This is a genomic window from Marinibactrum halimedae (assembly GCF_021234875.1).
GTDB lineage: Bacteria > Pseudomonadota > Gammaproteobacteria > Pseudomonadales > Cellvibrionaceae > Marinibactrum > Marinibactrum halimedae.
This window is the reverse complement of sequence record NZ_JAJQVM010000024.1, coordinates 1-17,677: the sequence shown is the minus strand read 5'-3', so window position 1 is coordinate 17,677 and position 17,677 is coordinate 1. Positions and strand designations below refer to the sequence as shown.

The window sequence follows — 17,677 nt, the reverse complement described above, 5'->3', positions numbered from 1 at the left end:
TTATGAGTCAGCATTTGCACTAGAAGATAGAAATGTTGATGCTCTCAGGCTGCAAAGACAAAATGATAACAATGGCGAACTCTAAGTGAGTATTGTGGATTAGTTTTTATGCAATTGAATTACAAACATTTACGTTATTTTATGGTGGTAGCGGAAGAGGGCTCTATTGCTCGGGCAGCAGAACGCCTTCATTTAGCACCACAAACCATTAGTGCACAAATTACACAATTGGAAGAGAGTCTTAACACGCCATTGCTTCGGCGAGTGGGTAAAGAATGGATAGTGACCGACTCTGGTGCGATTGCATTGAAGTACGCTAAAGATATTTTTGATACCGGCAAGGAAATGACGGAAGTACTGCGGGGTTCTGATGCAGGTAAGCCGTTGGATATGATGGTCGGCATTACGGATGCCATACCGAAAGTGGTGGCGTATAAAATGCTGGAGCCAGTGTTAAAGCTTGGTCATGTTCGCTTGCATTGTCGAGAAGGAGATTTCGACTCTTTAGTGGCTCAGCTTTCGGTACACAGTTTAGATTTGGTATTGGCTGATCGCCCTCTTTCCCAGCAATTGCATGTGAAAGCCCAAAGCTATCTTTTAAAGGAAAGTGGTGTGTCTATTATGATGGCCAATCACGTTGCTCCTCAGGCCTCTTTTCCCGAATGTTTGCAAGGTATGCCTTTCTTACTGCCTAGTGAGCATCACTGGTTATCTCGAAGCTTGGAAGATTGGTTTGATACTAAAGAGGTCAACCCTGTGATTCGAGGTCGCTTTGATGATACAGCACTGTTAAAGATTTTTGCTCGTGCTGGGGTTGGGGCTTGTTGTATGCCAACAATTATTGAGCAGGATATCGCCAGAGAGTACGGCTTGACATGCTTGGGGCGCATTGAGGAAGTGAAAGAATTCTTTTACGGGATTACTGTGGAACGGCGTGTCCCTCATGCTGGGGTCGACAGTATTTTGGGCAACCTTTGAAGCGCCATTTGGTGCGCATCCGGTATCACAGTTGCGTTGAGGTGGCCAAGTTCGAAAGCTTGGCTCAGTAAATCTATATTTAGTAAACCCATGCTCAGTAAACTTATCTGTTCGGTAAACCTATGTGTTCAGTAAACCTATGTGTTCAGTAAACCTATGTTCACTAAACCTAGGCCCAGACATTCATCTCTAGGGCCATATATTCATCTATTCATCAGAAGTGATAAATCGGAAGTCAGAGCGAGTACCCTTCTTATGCGCTTCAGTGAAGGGGTTCTCTCTGGGGTAAGTGGTATTATAAGGATAGAAAAAACCGATATTGATGATAACAATAAGTAGGTTTACTCTGTTTTCTTACCTGTTTATAGTAACCGGCCAACTTTCACACTGATACGCCATACAATAATACGTTAAATTAATGATGCTTTTTGTACATTGGGGAAATTAACTTTCATACCCCGCAGTTCACCCGTTTTTGAAGAGTGAGGGCTCTATGCAATCCAGCGAGACAACCGGTACACCACCGAAACCCGATAATGTGGATTTGAAGCATGTGGGGGTGACCCTGAGAAAGCTTTTGGTGCCAGAACTGAGTTACATTAAGGTGGTGATTGTTTACGGTATTGCGATCAGTTTATTAACGCTGGCGGTGCCGGTGGCGGTTCAAACCCTGATTAATACGGTGGCTAATATCGCTTCACTACAGGCCATTATCTCTTTATCCGGCCTGTTGTTGTTTACGTTACTTATCTCTTCTGCATTGAGTGCTCTTCGTACTCGAGTAATGGAGTCTTACGAGCGGCACTTATACGCTCGCCTCACGGCGGACATTAGCTTAAGTACCTTGTTTGCTAGGCACGATTTTTTTGATGGTCGTAAGAATCCGGATGTGGCTCAGCGCTATTTTGACATCATGATTTTTCAGCGAAATGTGCCTTCTTTGGTCATTGATGGTTTTGCCTTGGTGTTGCAGGCCATTGTGGGGATCACCCTGGTTTCTTTTTATCATTCTGCACTTTTTGCATTTAACCTTGTATTGGTTGCACTGATTTATCTCATTTGGCTTATTTGGGGGCGTGGTGCTAAGCGTACCGCCGTGATGTTATCCCATGCTAAATACAACACAGCCAAGTGGTTGACGGACTTGACCGCTGCCCATGAGTTCTTTAAATCCAGTCGTCACATTGATTTTGCGATGCAGCGTACAGAAGAGGTGACTGCAGAGTATGTGCGTTGTCATAAAGATCACTTCAAATATACGTTTGCGCAAACTGTCTTTTTCTTATTGCTTTATGCCATGGCCAGTGCCGGTCTTTTGGGAGTGGGAGGTTGGCTTGTGACTCGTGGTGAATTGTCGATCGGTCAATTAGTCGCCGCAGAGTTGATTTTATCGGCGATTTTCTTTGGTTTGTCTAAATTCACTAATTATCTCAAATTGTTTTATGAGTTGTATGGTGCTGCTGATGAGTTGGATTTGGTGTTGTCTGTGCCGCAAGAAGAGCATTTTCAACAGGCTCAGCATAAGCCAGAACCCGGTGATTTGAGCTTTCGTAAAGTCAGTATCTCTCGTGTTAGTAAAGCAAAAGGTGCGCAGCAATGTGTATTGGATTTCTGTCTACCCCAGGGAAGCAAAGTGTTTGCGCTCACCACCGAGCCTTGGTTACAACGGGCCATTATTCATTTGTTAAAGCTTCACCAAACTCCCTTGGAGGGTCACGTTCGTTTGGCGGGACAAACCCTTGAAGATTACAAACTTCAGGATTTACGTCAGGCGATTGCGGTGGTAGATCGCTCGCTGATTGTAGAGTGTTCTATTTCTGATTACCTGCGTTTGGCCGCTCCCAGTGCCAGTCGTGCTCAGATGTTGGATACGTTGGAGTCCGTCGGGTTATCGTTGGTGTTGGCGACGTTACCCAAGGGGTTGGATACCCATCTCAGTACGTTGGGAGCGCCGTTAGATTTGGCAGAGTTTTTATTGCTGAAACTTGCTGCAGCGTTGTTGTCTAAACCCTCTATTTTAGTAATGACACAACATTTTGATAACTTACCCAAGCCAACGTTGGAGCGTGTTCTTGATTGTGCGGCGAAGCAAGAGTCAACCGTTTTGTTTTTCAGTAATAACCCAGATTTCACTCAGTTCGATTATTGCCTGATGTTGGATACCTTTATCAATGATCCTTCAGAATTGACTGCAAAAGCCATAGGGGTGGATTCCTTTGAGAGCAAAAAAACGGAAAGTAATGCCTTGGAAGGGGGTTGGTAATGGGGGTAGATATGTTTTCTCAGAAGCCGCCTGCAGAGGCGCTGAATGTGTCCGATGCCAGTGTAAGAATCAATAATTACCGCGAACATTATCGAAATCAGCTTTATACCTTAAATCATCAACCTATTCCCCACTCAGCAAAATTAGTGATGCGCTTAGTGATTGTGGTGGTGGTGTTTGTTTCGCTGATTTTAGTGTTCACCCCCTGGGTGCAAACAGCCATGGGCATGGGGGTGGTGAGTACGTTAAACCCTTCGGATCGAACTCAGGCGATATCGGCTTTGGTGTCGGGGCAAATTCAACAATGGCATGTGCTAGAAGGGCAGCGGGTTAAAGCTGGGGAGCCGATTGTCACCCTTGTGGATACCGATCAAAAGTTAGTAGAGCGCTTAAAGACGGAAATTGCCGCATTAAAACTTCAGTTAAACGCTAACGAACAGGCTTATAAAACCGCTGAGCGGGACGTCTTTCGTAAACAAACACTATTAAAACAAGGGTTGGTATCGCAACGAGATTTCGAACAAACGAAAATTCGTTTGCAAGATTTGGAAGCAAAATTGGCGAAAAGCCAAGCGGAAGTGTATCGGGCAGAAGTGAATTTGGCTCGTCAATCGACCCAGACGAAGTTTGCTCCGCAAAATGGCACCATCACCGGTTTATTTGCTGGCGGTAATTCGACGTTTGTGAAGTCAGGTCAAACGTTGGCCACTTTTATACCAGAAGGCGTTGAGAGGGCGGTCGTATTGGAGGTGACTGGGTTGGATGCACCACTGATCAAGCCGGGTCGAAAAGTAAGGTTGCAGTTTGATGGGTGGCCGGTTTTTCAATTCAGTGGCTGGCCCGGTGCGTCGACGGGCACCTTTGGCGGTGAAGTCACCGTTGTGGAGCCGATGGCGACCTCTTCCGGGTCATTTCGAGTTTGGGTGGTTGCCGATGAGGCAGAAGGGGATTGGCCAGACGACAATTTTGTTCGGTTAGGAAGTCGTGCCCGTGGCTGGGTTCAGCTTGAAACCGTAAAGTTGTGGTATGAGGTGTGGCGACAGTTGAATAATTTCCCTCCTATTAATAGTACAAACAATAGTACGAACAATAGTACGAACAATAGTACGAACAATAATACGAAGAAAGGGGAAAGCGACAATACGGCAGCCCAGCAAGATGTAAAACGAGGGAGTAAGTAATGCCGGAGTGGTTTCAGCAGGTGATATTGCCTTATAAAAAAACGTTTTTTTCGCTATCGTCCCTTTCATTATCGTCCATGGTTTTCTTTCTTACTTCTACCGTGTCACTTCATTCAATAGAGGCAAGGGCGCAACAGGCATCGTCGCAATATTCTAGTGCGGTTATTGAAGGTGCTAAAAACCAACAAGTGACGGTTGAGGGGCTTGCCTCTCACACAATTAGTTTAACGGATGTATTAAGGTCGTCTTACACTCACCACCCTAAAGTGTTGTCTGCATTGGCGGAGCGTGAGCAAACTGAAGCCGCCGTTACTGCCGCACAAGGGGCGTTTGATTGGCAGTATAAACAGCAATACGATTCGCGTTTAAGTGGTTATTACGATGGCAATTATTGGGAAAACTCCTTGAGTAAACCACTGGGTGATTGGAATGCGAAGGTCACTGCTAAATATCGTCGCAGTGACGGTGATTTTCCCGTTTATGAAGAAATTAATTCTACTTTAAATCGAGGTGAAGCCAGTATTGGTGTCTCGCTCTCGTTATTGAAAGATCGAGCCATTGATAAAAAACGCCTGACATTGCAGAACGCGGAAGTGGGTGTGTTAGCTGCACAGCAAATGCAAACGTTATCCATTAATGATGTGTTGAATAAGGCAGGTCAGACTTACTTAAAATGGTATTTGGCGAATGAGCGTTTGCGTCTAGTGCAAGTGTTGGTCGGTATGGCAGAGCAGCGTCAAGAAGCGATCAAGATTCGGGTAAAGCAGGGTGATGCGGCAGAAATAACATTAACGGAAGCGCAAACCAGTGTGTTGAGCCGTCGTGCCATGTTAGTTGAAGAAGAGCAAAGCCTCGCGCGCTTTGCTCAAGAACTTTCACTGTATTGGCGTGATGCGGCGGGAAACCCTGTTTTACCTCAGCATATTTCTTTTTCGGGCACCCTTTCTCGCAGTTCGGTTGAAGAATTAAATACGCTATTGGAGTTGAGTCGAGGGCGTATTAGGGCGCTTACGCTCAACCGTCCATCGTCCGATGCCGGGTTCAATGACTACTGGAAAATGGCTGTGATAGAACGCCATCCTGCATTGGCGGAAGTGGATGCGGCATTAATCCAAGTAGAAAATCAACTGCGCTTGGCAAAAAATGATCACCTACCTAATTTAGATCTTTCTCTTAAAGTGGCAGAAGATTTTGGTGGTGGACCAGATAATTTAGACGATACCGATACGATAGTGGCATTGAATTTCTCGATGCCGTTAGAGCGTCGTTATGCCAAAGCCAGTTTACAGAAGGCCAAAGCCAAAGAGAGAGAACTGAAAGCCAAACGTAGAATGATTTCGGATAATTTGCAGGCAGAAGTGTCTGCGGAGTTAATGAATTTTACGATGCTAAAATCTTACTCTGAGATTAAACAGCAGCAGGCTCAATTGGCTATTAAATTATTGTCTCAAGAACAAGTACGTTTTGCGGAAGGTGATAGCGATCAATTTATTTTGAACAGTCGTGAAACCAGTGCGGCGAACGCATTGTTGCAGTCGGTGAAAGCCAATGTGGATTATGTTGCTCAGAAAATTCATTTATTGGCATTAGGGGCGGAGTTGGAGTCGGTGTTCATTCAATAATCGATTGGTTTAAATCGGTTGGTTTATTCGAAAATTGGCAACATATTGATCAATAACAAGTTAATCAATAACAAGCAGTTAATAATAGAGCATAAATTATACGCTATCATATCAAACTTTGACTTTAAGCTTGCGCTGACAAGCTTACTGTTATTTTCTCTCAAGTAAATTTACTGTCTTTTCATTCGTCATTACCTTTCTTAATCCTCTATTTTTCTGCCAATTTTTGGTTTTTTTGTAGCCGTTAATTAATTTTCCCTTTCTTTTAAAAAATTTCACAATTTATTTGACTGTGTTTTTTCATGTTCTTTGTATTGAAAGTTGGGTGGTGAGTGTTGGAGTTGTGAATTGCGTACTTTTTGCGTGGTTCTATGTTTAACTTTTTGTGAATGTTTTGCATGGCATTTTCATGAATGCTTTCACCTTTCTCTGTTTTCTCTCGAAGAAAATTCTCGAAGGAAACAATAAAACTAACAATGAATTTATTTGAGAATGTTTTAGATATGAAGTTACCTTTTATGAAAGCAAAATTTGGTCGGTATTTTAATCAGGCGTCAATTGCACTGCTTTTGGGTGTGTTACCTGCTTATTCTGCTTATGGATTAGATTATTGCGCTGATTTAGGTGGATTGACTGAATTAGTGGATAAAAGCTATAAGGATTATTCCCAATCTCAGTTTTCACAAGCGAATAGTAATATTCATAGTGATTTGAAAATAATTCTGGATGAGCTGGATGTTTTAGAGGGCATTCCTTCAGAACCTTCTGATCGAATGCAGGAAGCTCTGTCAAATTTACAAATGTCACTTTGCCAAGAGGATGATCTTTTATATGTGTATCCTGTTGCGTCCGGTAAAGTGGATCGCCCACCGGTAGGTATTCTATGGCGTGTTGGTGACATAGTATTACCCGGCGATGAAAGCACAAAAAATAATCCCGTTGACCCACTGTTTTTTCAAGCGCCACATTTTCGAGAAGCCGAGCCGGTTGCGGTGAGGCTGATGCGGGAAACCCGAGCAAAGGTGATGGTAATTGCTTTGAACAGGCATAATCGTGAAGAGTATCCGAATTCGATGAATGCGGCACGACCTGGTAGCCATATATTTTTAGACGTCAGTAATGACGTTATGGAAAAATACCCACAAATGGCATCCATTGTTTTGCATGGAATGCGTCGAAGAGATAATGGCAATGATTCTGTATCCGGGATGATTCAACCTGGAGACAACAGCGATACAATGAATGCTCGTAAATTATTTAATGTGCCGTCGTTTAATGACATGCTTGCAAAAGGTATGGGAGAAGCTTTAGAGCAAATTCCAGATTCTGATCCAAAGCTCAAAACGGAGTTAAGAGCGCCCAATGGTAGCCAGTTTGGTATTGGTGATCTCAATAAGTTTTTTTGGGCAGTGAATACCAGCCATGTTAATGGGTTTTCTACAGAACATATTAAGCGAATTCAAGCAGTGCATTATGAGATGCCGCAGACTATGAGATACCAAAGTATAGGTGGTTATCTTGAACCAAACCCCTATTTTGAAGGGTCCCAACAGGCATTGGTACTAGGCATCAACTTGGCGATGGAAGAATATAAAGAAGACGATGCCTTTTTACCTGCGGCACAACGAAAATATTGCAATAGTGATTGCCGGCAGGCATATTTTCGGGCTCAGGGTATCAGCTTGTATTCTAAGCGTGGTTTAAAAGAATCTGATGAAGAAGTGGTTGTGCCAGTCAATCAAGACGATCGGGCTGAGTATGACGTCAGCTTTATTACTGAGGTGGGCTCTCTGAAATTTCCTGGTGTGTGGAAAGGAGCACTAACACTTCATCAATACACCGATGGTACAGGTTATTCACGCCGTTATAATGGCACAGACTCCAATACAGAAGGGCATGTCGTTAACCAAGGTGTTGGGCTCGCTGTTGTTGAGCCAATACCCAATGCGCCGGCAGAAACAATCTTTATTGAAGCGGAGGCCTTCGATGAGAAACACGGTGATGTGAGAGAAGTGAATGACGGGGGCTGGATTGGTTATATCGACAGTGGCGATTGGGTAAAATACAGCAATGTCAATTTTACCGGAGGTGTAGGCCACTTTACGGCGAACATTGCATCAAAAACGGATACCAGTTCAGGCACTATTGAAGTGTATTTGGATAGTTTAGATGGCGATCCTGTTACTGTGCTGACCGATACGCCGGTTGAAGGCGGATGGAAAGACTTTGAACTGGCAACCGTTACTTTGGAGAAACCCATCTTTGGGCTTCATGATGTTTATTTAAAATTTAGGTACGGGTACAACGTAGAGTCTTTTTCTTTTACCCCTGTACAGTCGGTATCTATTGAAGCGGAAAATTACAATGATAAAAAAGGAGATGTAAGAAAAGCCAGTGCTGGGGATTGGTTAGGTTATATTGATACCGGTAATTGGGTGAAATACAACGATGTTGCTTTTGGTAATGGAGCAAATAAATTTACGGCAGAAATTGCTTCAAAAACCGATACGAGCTATGGTGCGATTTCAGTTCACTTGGGGAGTGTCGATAATCCAGCGGTTGGTGTTTTATCTGGTGTGCCAGTAGAAGGTGGCTGGCAAGATTTTAGTGAGGCGTCCATTACCTTAAATAAGACAGTATATGGCGTACATGATGTCTTCTTAAAATTTGAATCTGGTTACAATGTGGATTCTCTTCGTTTTACCTTAGAGTAATAATCATTGGCCCCATAAGGATATGGGGCAAACTATTTATTCAGATTTTTTATTTTCAAGGGATCAAGGTTTGGGTTCCACCGCTAATTTTAATGTCTTCACAATTAAGACGAATTTCTCTTCTTCGACGTTGTACAATGTCTTTAAGCAATGACGGTGCGTGTTTAATTGCATTGATTTGTTTTCGAAATCGAAAAATTAGTATATTTAAGTGTTCTTCTGCAACGCCTAGATCTTTACAGAGCAAATCTTTATCAAGCCAACCTTGTTCTGAGGTTTGAATAAAATTATCAGCATCGTTAATGCGCTGCTTGGCTAATAAAAAGAGTAAATAATGGTGCGTGCGTTCACCTAGGTCGATACATTGATCGTTATGTTGTATCGATAAACGAATATGTTCTTCGTTTTGGCTTGCGGTAAATTGTAATTGATATTGTTCATTAAGCCGAGAAGAGGCTTCGGTAGCCGTCATATCGGTATTGGTTTTGGCTGCTACAAATACCCAATGTTCGCCACCCAGTGTGAGGATGTCTCCGGGGGTGAGCATTTGGGTATGGTCCAGGCTTTCATATAACCAGTCACCGTTTGCGGTAGCCCGAAGCGTAACAATAGGGTTTTGCTCATTGGGTAAACACGTGAGCTCTTCTAATTCAATCACTTTGCTGTGGTGGTGATGTGAGACGAGCATGGGTTTTGGGGCAGACACATCCAAGATAATGATGGCTTCGACGTCTTGTCCGCTAAAGCCGATGACATCTCCCGCATACAATAAGGCATCTTCATTTTTAGGGAGGCGTTTTCCGTTGATATAAGTGCCATTCGTGCTTAAATCTCGGACGTACCACACTTTACCATTCCAGGTAATAGTGGCATGTACTCTTGATGATCGTGCATGTTGAAGGATCATGTGTGCGTGCTCGGAGTTTCGGCCAAACACATGAGTGGGTCGCAAGACAAATTCCTTTTGGTTACCAGCGTGTCGCACTCTTGCCATTACTGCTCCTAAATCTACTCTTCTGTTTTAGGCTGAATAAGCCTTAAGTCTATCGAACCTTACTGTATAACAGAAGCTGATTTTATTGCCTTCTTTTGATGATCAAATAATGTTCTTTTTAATGCCAATTTATCAAAAAAGAGTGTGACTTAATAATAAATCCAAATTTTATATTTTGGCTTTTAAAGTGCGTTTCAAAAAGTGGCGATTTCTAATCGTTAGGCTAATACTGATTGAGTCCAATTTTAATTGGCCGTTGTAAATTTCATGTTATTGGATTTCTATTCCAAGTAATTTTTTTATTTCTTTTTGGAATCGGGTTGTTGGTAGTGGTGACTGAGGAGATTTTATCGATGAATAAGTGGCGGTTGGATTGGTTCCGAAGCTTAAAAGCTATGTTAGCGGTGGTGGTAATGTCAGGTGTGGTGGCCTGTTCGGACGGAGGAAGCTCTTCGTCAGGAGGTGGGGGTGGAGGTGTTATTACACCAGAAACTTTAGAAATATCGGGTGTCTCCGCTAAAGGGTTAATTGTGGGTGGTGTTGTTAATGTTCATCCCATTGTGAGTGGTGCAGTGGATGTTAGTACCACATTTGGTTCTGCTGAAACGGGGGCCAGTGGAGATTACTCGGTTACTATCTCAGATTTTAATAATGAACCCGTAGTGGTGAGAATAACGCCCGCGACAGATGGCAGTACCGTTATGAAATGTGATATCTCGGGTGGCTGTGGTGATGGCATTCCCTTTGGGGGTGATTTTCCATTAACGGAGACGACTTTTTCTTTGGATGCGGTGATTTCCGCAGCAAATGAAACGGCAGTGACCACGAATGTTTCTGTGTTAACGAATGTTGCAGCGGGTGTCGCTCTTCAAAGCGCATCAGAAGGTACTGATCTGGCTACCGCCATCAGTAATGCCAATTCCAGTGTAGCGAATCGTTTTGGTATTACAGGCAATTTGACGGAAATTCCCATTGTTGACTTAACCGACCCTGCCGCTGTTGCAGCAGCCGATGCTGACAATGTGGAGTTTAACCTGTTTAACAGTGCTATTGTTCGGGCAATATTAACGGACGGTGCGGCAACCTCTATTGAAGCGGCGGTGAGTTCATTTACCACACAGTATGTGACCAATAATGGGCTTGCGGATCGTGAAACAGATGGTGCTTCGGGCATTACACTAGCGGATATCTTCAATGGAGCATCTGCGGTTATTGATGAAATCCAAACGGTGGCAGCCAATGCTGAGATTCCAATTGACCTTGGTAGCCTTGAGTCACAGCTCGATACCCAAGCCCAATTCTTAGCGCAGTTTGGTTCCCTTGAACCAACATCTGGCACGCCAACGGATGGCAATGCTACCGAGTTGCAGTCGGTGAAAAGTATGGTGAATGACCTTCGAAATATTGTGAATAGCAGTGATCTAACGGGTGAGGATATTTTCGAAGATCAATTAGAACTCGCAGATTCGGTATTAAGTGGAGACACAACACTTGTTCTGGAAGCGGTTGGGGAAGGATTAGAAGCGGTGAATAGTGCATTTGAGGCGGTATCGCTTGATGCGCAGTTGACCAGTTATACCGACGGTGAAATTACCGTTGCAATATCTTCTTCTAATGAGGGAAATACTTATACCATTGATCAAATGGTGGCAGTATTTGATGAGTCCGATATGCAGACAATGGTCGATTTGGACCTTGTTGTGGCGGACATGAATTCATCCTCTTCGGATACTGATCTCAGCGTTGATTTATCTATTACCACACTCTCTGCTGTCATAACCGATCGAATTACCATGACCGTTACCAGTGGAGGTACCCTCATCGCTACGGATTCTGGAATGGATCAAAATGAGGTGTTGGAAGGTGTGGCTATTGATATTGATACCACGATTACACAGTTAGCAGGGAATGATCCTGGGTCTTTTTCAGGCGGGCTGGAGTTAACGGTGACCAATGCGGCTTTAATCGATCAAGCAGACTCTGGTATCGATGTGTTAGATATCGCGGAAGATCTCTCGGATGCTTTGTCTGCGGGAATGGTTGCTTTGGCATTGACGGGGGAATTTAATTCTACTTCCGGTGAATCCGTTAACGCTTCCATTTCTATATCGGCGGGTACAGAAGATATTACATTCAGTTTCGTCTTTATGACCAATGTTGAAGGAGTCAGTGATTCTGTTTCCGTGACAGTAACTGGGTCTGAGAGCGGGGTGAGTGATGGCGAGCTGGATGTTGACATTACTTATGATGAAGTCACTTTGAATTTTGAAACTTCTGAAACCGTAACAGATACGGCATTGACCACAACGGTTACAGTGGAAAATCAAAGAGGTATTGTGTTGACAGTGATTGAAGTAGAAAACTCCGATGGTTCAGAAAGTGTGACCGGAACGATTGTTCTTGGTGAAACTACTTATGCGGAAATTGAAGAAAGAGATGGTATTGCCGTCATCAGCTATAACGATGGCAGTTTTGAAAGTTTATAAACGCTAATTGTGTTTTTGTTCTCAATGCCGTCTGTTTATGTCTTTATGAATAGACGGCTTTTTTATGTGTAAAATTCAGTAATTTGTCATTAAGACTTTGGTGTAGATTCTGTGAGAATAAATAAAGTATTTTCTGGTTGTGTTGTTTTACTGGCAATATCCAAAGTAGTTATTTCTACTCATGTGTATGCTGCGGATCTCTTTTCTTCTAGCGATTATTCGGTATATGTCAATGTGCACAGTGTGAGTTACAGTGAGCCAGCTCCCATCAAACAAATGATTGACAGCCTTGAGGGTGACCCAATTGAACATGGAGAATTTGCTTTTAGTCATAATCAGATCGAGCTGGGTGGTTCCATAGGGGCATGGAAAATAGGTGTTTTTAAACGCATTGACTATTTCTTGGAATTTACTTCGGATACTGCAGAAGTAGTGTATTTAAATGAAAATGATCTGAGTTTAGAAAGTGGCAAGGTCTATCAAATTAATTTGGAACCCAATACATTAGAAAGTACTGGGCTGGGAGTAGAGTACGATTGGTCTTTTCCTGAGTCATGGACGTTTACTCAGCAATTGAATTTGCAAACAAGAATCAATTACTTTCGTGCGGAAGAAATTCATCATGGTCGCCTTTGGGGGCAATTATCGGCGGACCCTGAAACGGATTTTTCGGGAGACTTATTTCTTGATTACGACTATACGGAAGACTCTTTACTGGATCGCCCACCTGAAGAGGGAGATGGGCAAGGGGTAGGTGTGGATGTGCAGATGATATGGAAACCTAATGAGCAATGGCAGTTGCAGTTTATTGGAAAAGATATTTGGACTTACATTCGATGGTCAGAATTAACTTACACCGAAGCCAGCGCAACCAGTAATCGCATTCAATTTGATGACCAGGGAAGGATCAGCTCTATACCACTTTTGTCAGGTCGTGAATGGTATCGAGATGTGGTGCAACGGTTACCTCATCAAATATCAACATCAATGACTTATCAGGTAAATCCAAATTGGGGTCTGAAGGGAACCAGTTTTTTTTACGATAAATATCATTTTCCTATCATGGCCTTACAGTATAAAACCGATATAGGCTCGCTTGAGCTTGAATATAATACAAAAGCGGAGGCGATAGGTATTGGATTTCACAGCCCAATTTTTTTCTTAAGGATAGCGATGGATGATCATTGGGAGGCTGCGAAATCAGCAACATTGTCGACTGGACTTACTCTTTCATTTTAGTTATTTGCTTCCAGTTTTTGTCAATTACCTTGTATTTCTCCCGTGTCGAGATGCAAATAGAGGTGGTTACTGGGCTGGGCTTGAATAAATTTAGCCATGATTGCCAGCAGCTGTGCCAATTGAGCAGATTCATTGGATTCGCATTGATGAGATAACTGTTCTGCCATAAATAAGTAATACGTTTTCCGTTCTTCGCTCACTAATGCAATGGAATCTGCATTTCTTAAACGATAAAAATCGTTAATGAGTTCGTAAGCGGGTAATTCTGATACGCTTTCAATGATTTTTTCAAAAGAAGAATTTTGACGTTTTTTGAGAAAATCCACTTCTCTATTTCTACAAGGTGTGTGTGTTAATAATGCCCCCATTGAGCCTTGGCTGAGTAAACGAATTAAGCTTTTTGGCCACTCTTTTGGTAAATAGCGAGAGCGAATCAACCCCTTGAGGTGTGCATCGGTAAACTCTCCGTAACTGTCTACGTGGAGAATCTCTTCATTCCAGGCCTTTGTTGGGTGTGATTGTCGTAAGTAGTTTAATTCTTTCCAATAGTGAGGAAATAATTCGTTGAATCGCGGAATGTTATCCAAGACCACTGTTTCTACTTCAATTAGATTACTTGAGAGATTTTGTGGTTTATTGTCTAAATTTAACGTCAGTATTTTATAGCCCGGTCGATAAGCGGCCAGCGTAGGAGCTTGAATATTAAACAGCACCTGCCCGTTATCACCATGCACTGTACCTGTATCATTGATGTGCATATGGCCTCCTACATGCACTTTCAATCCGGTATTAGCCAGTACTTTTGCCGTATTCTTTAATGGCATACGGCGCATTTGATGTGCGCCATTGCCAAATAGGCGCTGAATGTCCTCACCGGCCTGGTCGTAAAAGTCTGCCATCGGAAAATGGCTAAAGGCGATTAATTGTTTATTGTGTTGTTTGGCGCGCTGTACCACGGAGGTTATCCAGTCAATAATCTCAGGTTTATAAGTCAGCATGGCGTTGTAGCCTGCATTGCTGGAGCCATTAAATTGAGAGCCGTCATAAGACAATTTTTCGGGCTGTTTGGGCGTATAAACATTTGCATCAATGGCGAGTAGCCACAGACCGTCAATAGGCTCTACAAGATAACTGGTGTCTGGCATGTTGATACAGTGGCCAGTAGTGTTATCACTATGGGCATCTGTTTTATGACTATCTGTTTTATAGCTATCTGTTTTATGACTACGGAGGTTTTGATTACACCAAACGAATTGGCGCTGTTCAAAGCTTGCGCTGTGGCGATCTCCAAAGGGTGTTTCATAATAAATATCATCTGGGGTCGGAAAAAAGCCAAAGCGACTCATTGCGGTAACGATTTCTTTGTATCCCCATTTTTTAATATCTTCTGTACAAACTACATTCGTCTTAATATTGTTTTCAGCAATGGTATTACTACCAGGTTGACGGTTGGCGGTACTTTGCTTGTTACATTGCTCTGTCTTTTCACTATAGAGGCCAATCTCTTTTCCATTTTTCGCTAAAAAATCGGCTTTACCACCGGGTATTGTAAAAGGGCGAACAGGATCGTGGTTACCGGGTATCGCAAAAAAACGCATACCATGTTGGCGTTGATACGTATTCAGTATTTCCACAAGGCCACGAATGTGCATCGGTTGTCCGTCATCGCTAAAATCACCGGGTAGGGCAACTAATTTGATGTCACGAGCAACTAAATTGTCCAGGGTTGCTAGCAAGACAAAATAGTTTTCGTTAAACAGGCGTGTGGAGTTAAGCTGTGAAGACATACTGCGAATGAGGGCATTTTTTTTACCCTGATGAGTCTCAGTGGGCAAACCTATAAAGTCACTGTCCGATAATTCTGCATAAATATCATGGAAGTGGATATCTGCAATAAAAGCGATTTTAGTTGGGCTATTTTTAGGCAAATTCTGAGGCTCTATGATCGAGCAAGCGCAGATGAAAAAAATCAGGAAAAATGAAAATAAGGTAGGCATTACTCGTTCTACAAATAAAAAACGGAAGCAGAGCGGCATGGTGGAGATCCTTTTTACATCGGAGGAGTTTACTTCGGTATGCATTGGCTTAGTAAACCAGGCAATTTTTAAAAGGAAGTTTTTGCTTTGCTGCATGTTCATGGCACCATACATTGACCACGTTTTGACACCATAGATTGGCCACTTCCCCCTTCTGAATCTAAGCAGTCGATTTCAGAAATGCCTCATTGATCATTTTTACGTCGTCTAAAGCTCTATGATGTTGGTATGCTCCGTTTGAGCTGAGGTCGCTTTTTATGGTGTCAAACATGCACTTCTGGTCATCCGACATTAGGTCAAATATTGAAAGGACTTTAGTCGGAGGCTGTCTTCCACATGCAAAGAATAAGGTAGATAGCCAATCCTCATCCCATCGATCCGCATCGCTGTAAATAACGCCTGAAGCATCGCTCAGAACATCCGTGAGTTCGTCCACTACAATTGACGCTGGTACGCCTTCCTCTTTAAGCTTCCCTCTCGATATTCCGTGAAGTGCTTCCGCATTGTTGCACCAATGCGTCCAAAACGGTTCTGGTTTGATCAACCAAACATGGTGTTTCTGGTTAACCAACACGGCGATTTCGATCGGGTAAGAGTCAAAGTGAAGGCCGCTCGCTTCAATATCTATGATATCAATGTCATGGTTATTCAAATGCATCTTTCCATGTTCGATCAAAACGTTTCTTATAGGTTTGGTCGTCGGTATGGGGTGAAAAGTTTTTGTAGCGGATGGATTCTTTAAGTGCCTTTTCTTTATCTTTGCTTCCAATTTGGCGAAGGATATGGACGGCGTCATTAAAATCGGCGTCGCGCCGCCATGCTCCACTCAGCTTCATGCCAAGGAGTTCGTACCAACTTGCCGTAAAAACAACAAGATTGGGGTGGTCAAAGATTTTTTTGTTACTTCGTGTTTGTAAGCCGAAGAACGAAACACCATCATTTAGCCACGCATGATTACCACTCGGCAAATTTTGCTCTTTCGCCACGGTTTCTACCAGGCCTGCAATAAGCGCCTTATCTTTCTGAGGAATGATTACGTCGATATCACGTGTCATTTGGCGGCTACCAAAAAGCATGACGCTGATCACCCCGCCAGCAGCCACAAGTTCAACATGTTTGTTCTGTTCACTTAGAAGTTGGGCCAAACGCTTTAACGCCTTATCGATAATGGGGCGAGAAAGAGTGCCGTTACCAATGTCGTAGTATTTTTTCATATGTAAATCCCTTTAACTGTTGTTAGATAAAAAACATAAAATTCTTCGCAACGAGAAAGCCTCTTTTCTCGAATGCATCACAATAGTCTTCGTCTTCAAGAAGTCGGTCACTCTGAAGTTTAACTACCTCATTAACACCTTTCACTGAACTCGCCCAGTTAGGTGCCGATTGATTAGCGTTGTGTGGAGCCATGTTAAACACTTCCACAAGGCGTTCGACAATACAGGCTTTAAGTGCCAGCATACGAGCATCGGTATCGCGAGGTTTTGGTGTCAACTGACAATCAAGTCCACTTCTATACCAATCCAATACGAGGTCTGAAAATGCTATTTCATCTCCATCTAGTAGCAAGTTAGCCATCTTGTTCAGTAAGGAGGACGTAGTGTCTTTCGTGGCCTCTAGGCTTTCAAAGCTTTCCCGAATGATTTCAGGGTGCTTAATAGCGATTCTAATAAGCGCTTTCGCGGATCCTGAAGGCGAACGTCGGCCTTGCTCCCATTCCTGAAGGGTTCTGGGAGAGATCTGCAGCGCTTGTGCAAATTCGTTTTGGGACAAGCCTGTCTGGTTACGTGCTCTTGAGATTTCGTTATTCATCGATGCTTCGTTTTGTACGTCATTGACGTATGATATCAGAGTCGACATGGAATCGGAATAGGGAGTGTAGATAAGACTGTTAGAGCTTGTACTGGTCAACTCAAACCGGACACTTTTCTAAACTGATTTTCGTACTCTATTGGCGACATATTTTTATTCGCGCTATGCAGCCTTTCTAAATTGTAATACTTCATGTAGTAAGCTACATCTTCTTTCATATGATCTCGTGTTGGTTGGTGAACTTTGAACAGCCAATCATGCTTCAGGCTGCCAAAAAATCGCTCAACAACAGCGTTATCCCAACAGGCTCCAACATCGCCCATGCTCGCTCGCATACCATAGCTTTTAAGCAGCT

The 17,677-nt window shown here is 43.1% G+C and carries 13 protein-coding genes; 7 read left to right on the top strand and 6 right to left on the bottom strand.

Annotated features, from left to right (window positions below):
- Positions 1-108 precede the first annotated feature (108 nt).
- The 5 genes from LU351_RS14105 (at position 109) to LU351_RS14085 (ending at position 8,758) form a co-directional block, all read left to right on the top strand.
- Positions 109-978 (top strand): LysR family transcriptional regulator, encoded by an 870-nt coding sequence (locus LU351_RS14105; RefSeq protein WP_232594731.1) that lies wholly within the window; start codon positions 109-111, stop codon positions 976-978.
- Between the two features lie 493 nt (positions 979-1,471).
- A complete protein-coding gene (locus LU351_RS14100; RefSeq protein WP_232594730.1) occupies positions 1,472-3,241 on the top strand; it encodes an ABC transporter transmembrane domain-containing protein in 1,770 nt (589 codons plus the stop codon).
- Between the two features lie 11 nt (positions 3,242-3,252).
- Positions 3,253-4,422 carry an efflux RND transporter periplasmic adaptor subunit gene (locus tag LU351_RS14095; protein WP_232594729.1) on the top strand — a complete coding sequence of 390 codons (1,170 nt, stop codon included), beginning with the start codon at positions 3,253-3,255 and terminating at the stop codon, positions 4,420-4,422.
- Positions 4,422-6,044, top strand: coding sequence for a TolC family protein (locus tag LU351_RS14090; RefSeq protein ID WP_232594728.1), 1,623 nt, complete (start codon positions 4,422-4,424; stop codon positions 6,042-6,044). The genes LU351_RS14095 and LU351_RS14090 overlap by 1 nt, the downstream gene beginning before the upstream one ends.
- A 518-nt stretch (positions 6,045-6,562) precedes the next feature.
- Complete coding sequence (locus LU351_RS14085) at positions 6,563-8,758, top strand: carbohydrate-binding protein (protein ID WP_232594727.1); 2,196 nt, start codon at positions 6,563-6,565, stop codon at positions 8,756-8,758.
- Between the two features lie 55 nt (positions 8,759-8,813).
- Here the strand turns inward: LU351_RS14085 and LU351_RS14080 are convergent, their stop codons facing one another.
- Positions 8,814-9,752, bottom strand: coding sequence for an FHA domain-containing protein (locus LU351_RS14080; protein WP_232594726.1), 939 nt, complete (start codon positions 9,750-9,752; stop codon positions 8,814-8,816).
- Positions 9,753-10,105: 353 nt separating this feature from the next.
- Between LU351_RS14080 and LU351_RS14075 the strand changes: the two genes are divergently transcribed.
- Complete coding sequence (locus LU351_RS14075; protein WP_232594725.1) at positions 10,106-12,238, top strand: hypothetical protein; 2,133 nt, start codon at positions 10,106-10,108, stop codon at positions 12,236-12,238.
- A gap of 111 nt (positions 12,239-12,349) precedes the next feature.
- Positions 12,350-13,477: a hypothetical protein gene (locus LU351_RS14070; protein WP_232594724.1), complete on the top strand. Its 1,128-nt coding sequence runs from the start codon at positions 12,350-12,352 to the stop codon at positions 13,475-13,477.
- 20 nt (positions 13,478-13,497) lie between these two features.
- On the opposite strand, the gene LU351_RS14065 is transcribed toward LU351_RS14070, so the two are convergent.
- The 5 genes from LU351_RS14065 to LU351_RS14045 form a co-directional block, all read right to left on the bottom strand.
- Positions 13,498-15,405 (bottom strand): metallophosphoesterase family protein, encoded by a 1,908-nt coding sequence (locus tag LU351_RS14065; RefSeq protein ID WP_232594723.1) that lies wholly within the window; start codon positions 15,403-15,405, stop codon positions 13,498-13,500.
- Positions 15,406-15,673: 268 nt separating this feature from the next.
- Positions 15,674-16,165, bottom strand: coding sequence for a 3'-5' exonuclease family protein (locus LU351_RS14060; protein WP_232594722.1), 492 nt, complete (start codon positions 16,163-16,165; stop codon positions 15,674-15,676).
- Entirely contained in the window at positions 16,158-16,727 is a 570-nt protein-coding gene (locus tag LU351_RS14055) for a hypothetical protein (RefSeq protein ID WP_232594721.1), read from the bottom strand. The genes LU351_RS14060 and LU351_RS14055 overlap by 8 nt, the downstream gene beginning before the upstream one ends.
- Before the next feature lie 22 nt (positions 16,728-16,749).
- Positions 16,750-17,322: a helix-turn-helix domain-containing protein gene (locus LU351_RS21050; RefSeq protein ID WP_416053960.1), complete on the bottom strand. Its 573-nt coding sequence runs from the start codon at positions 17,320-17,322 to the stop codon at positions 16,750-16,752.
- A gap of 95 nt (positions 17,323-17,417) precedes the next feature.
- A partial coding sequence (locus LU351_RS14045; RefSeq protein WP_232594720.1) for an integrase core domain-containing protein occupies positions 17,418-17,677 on the bottom strand: 260 nt, incomplete at its 5' end.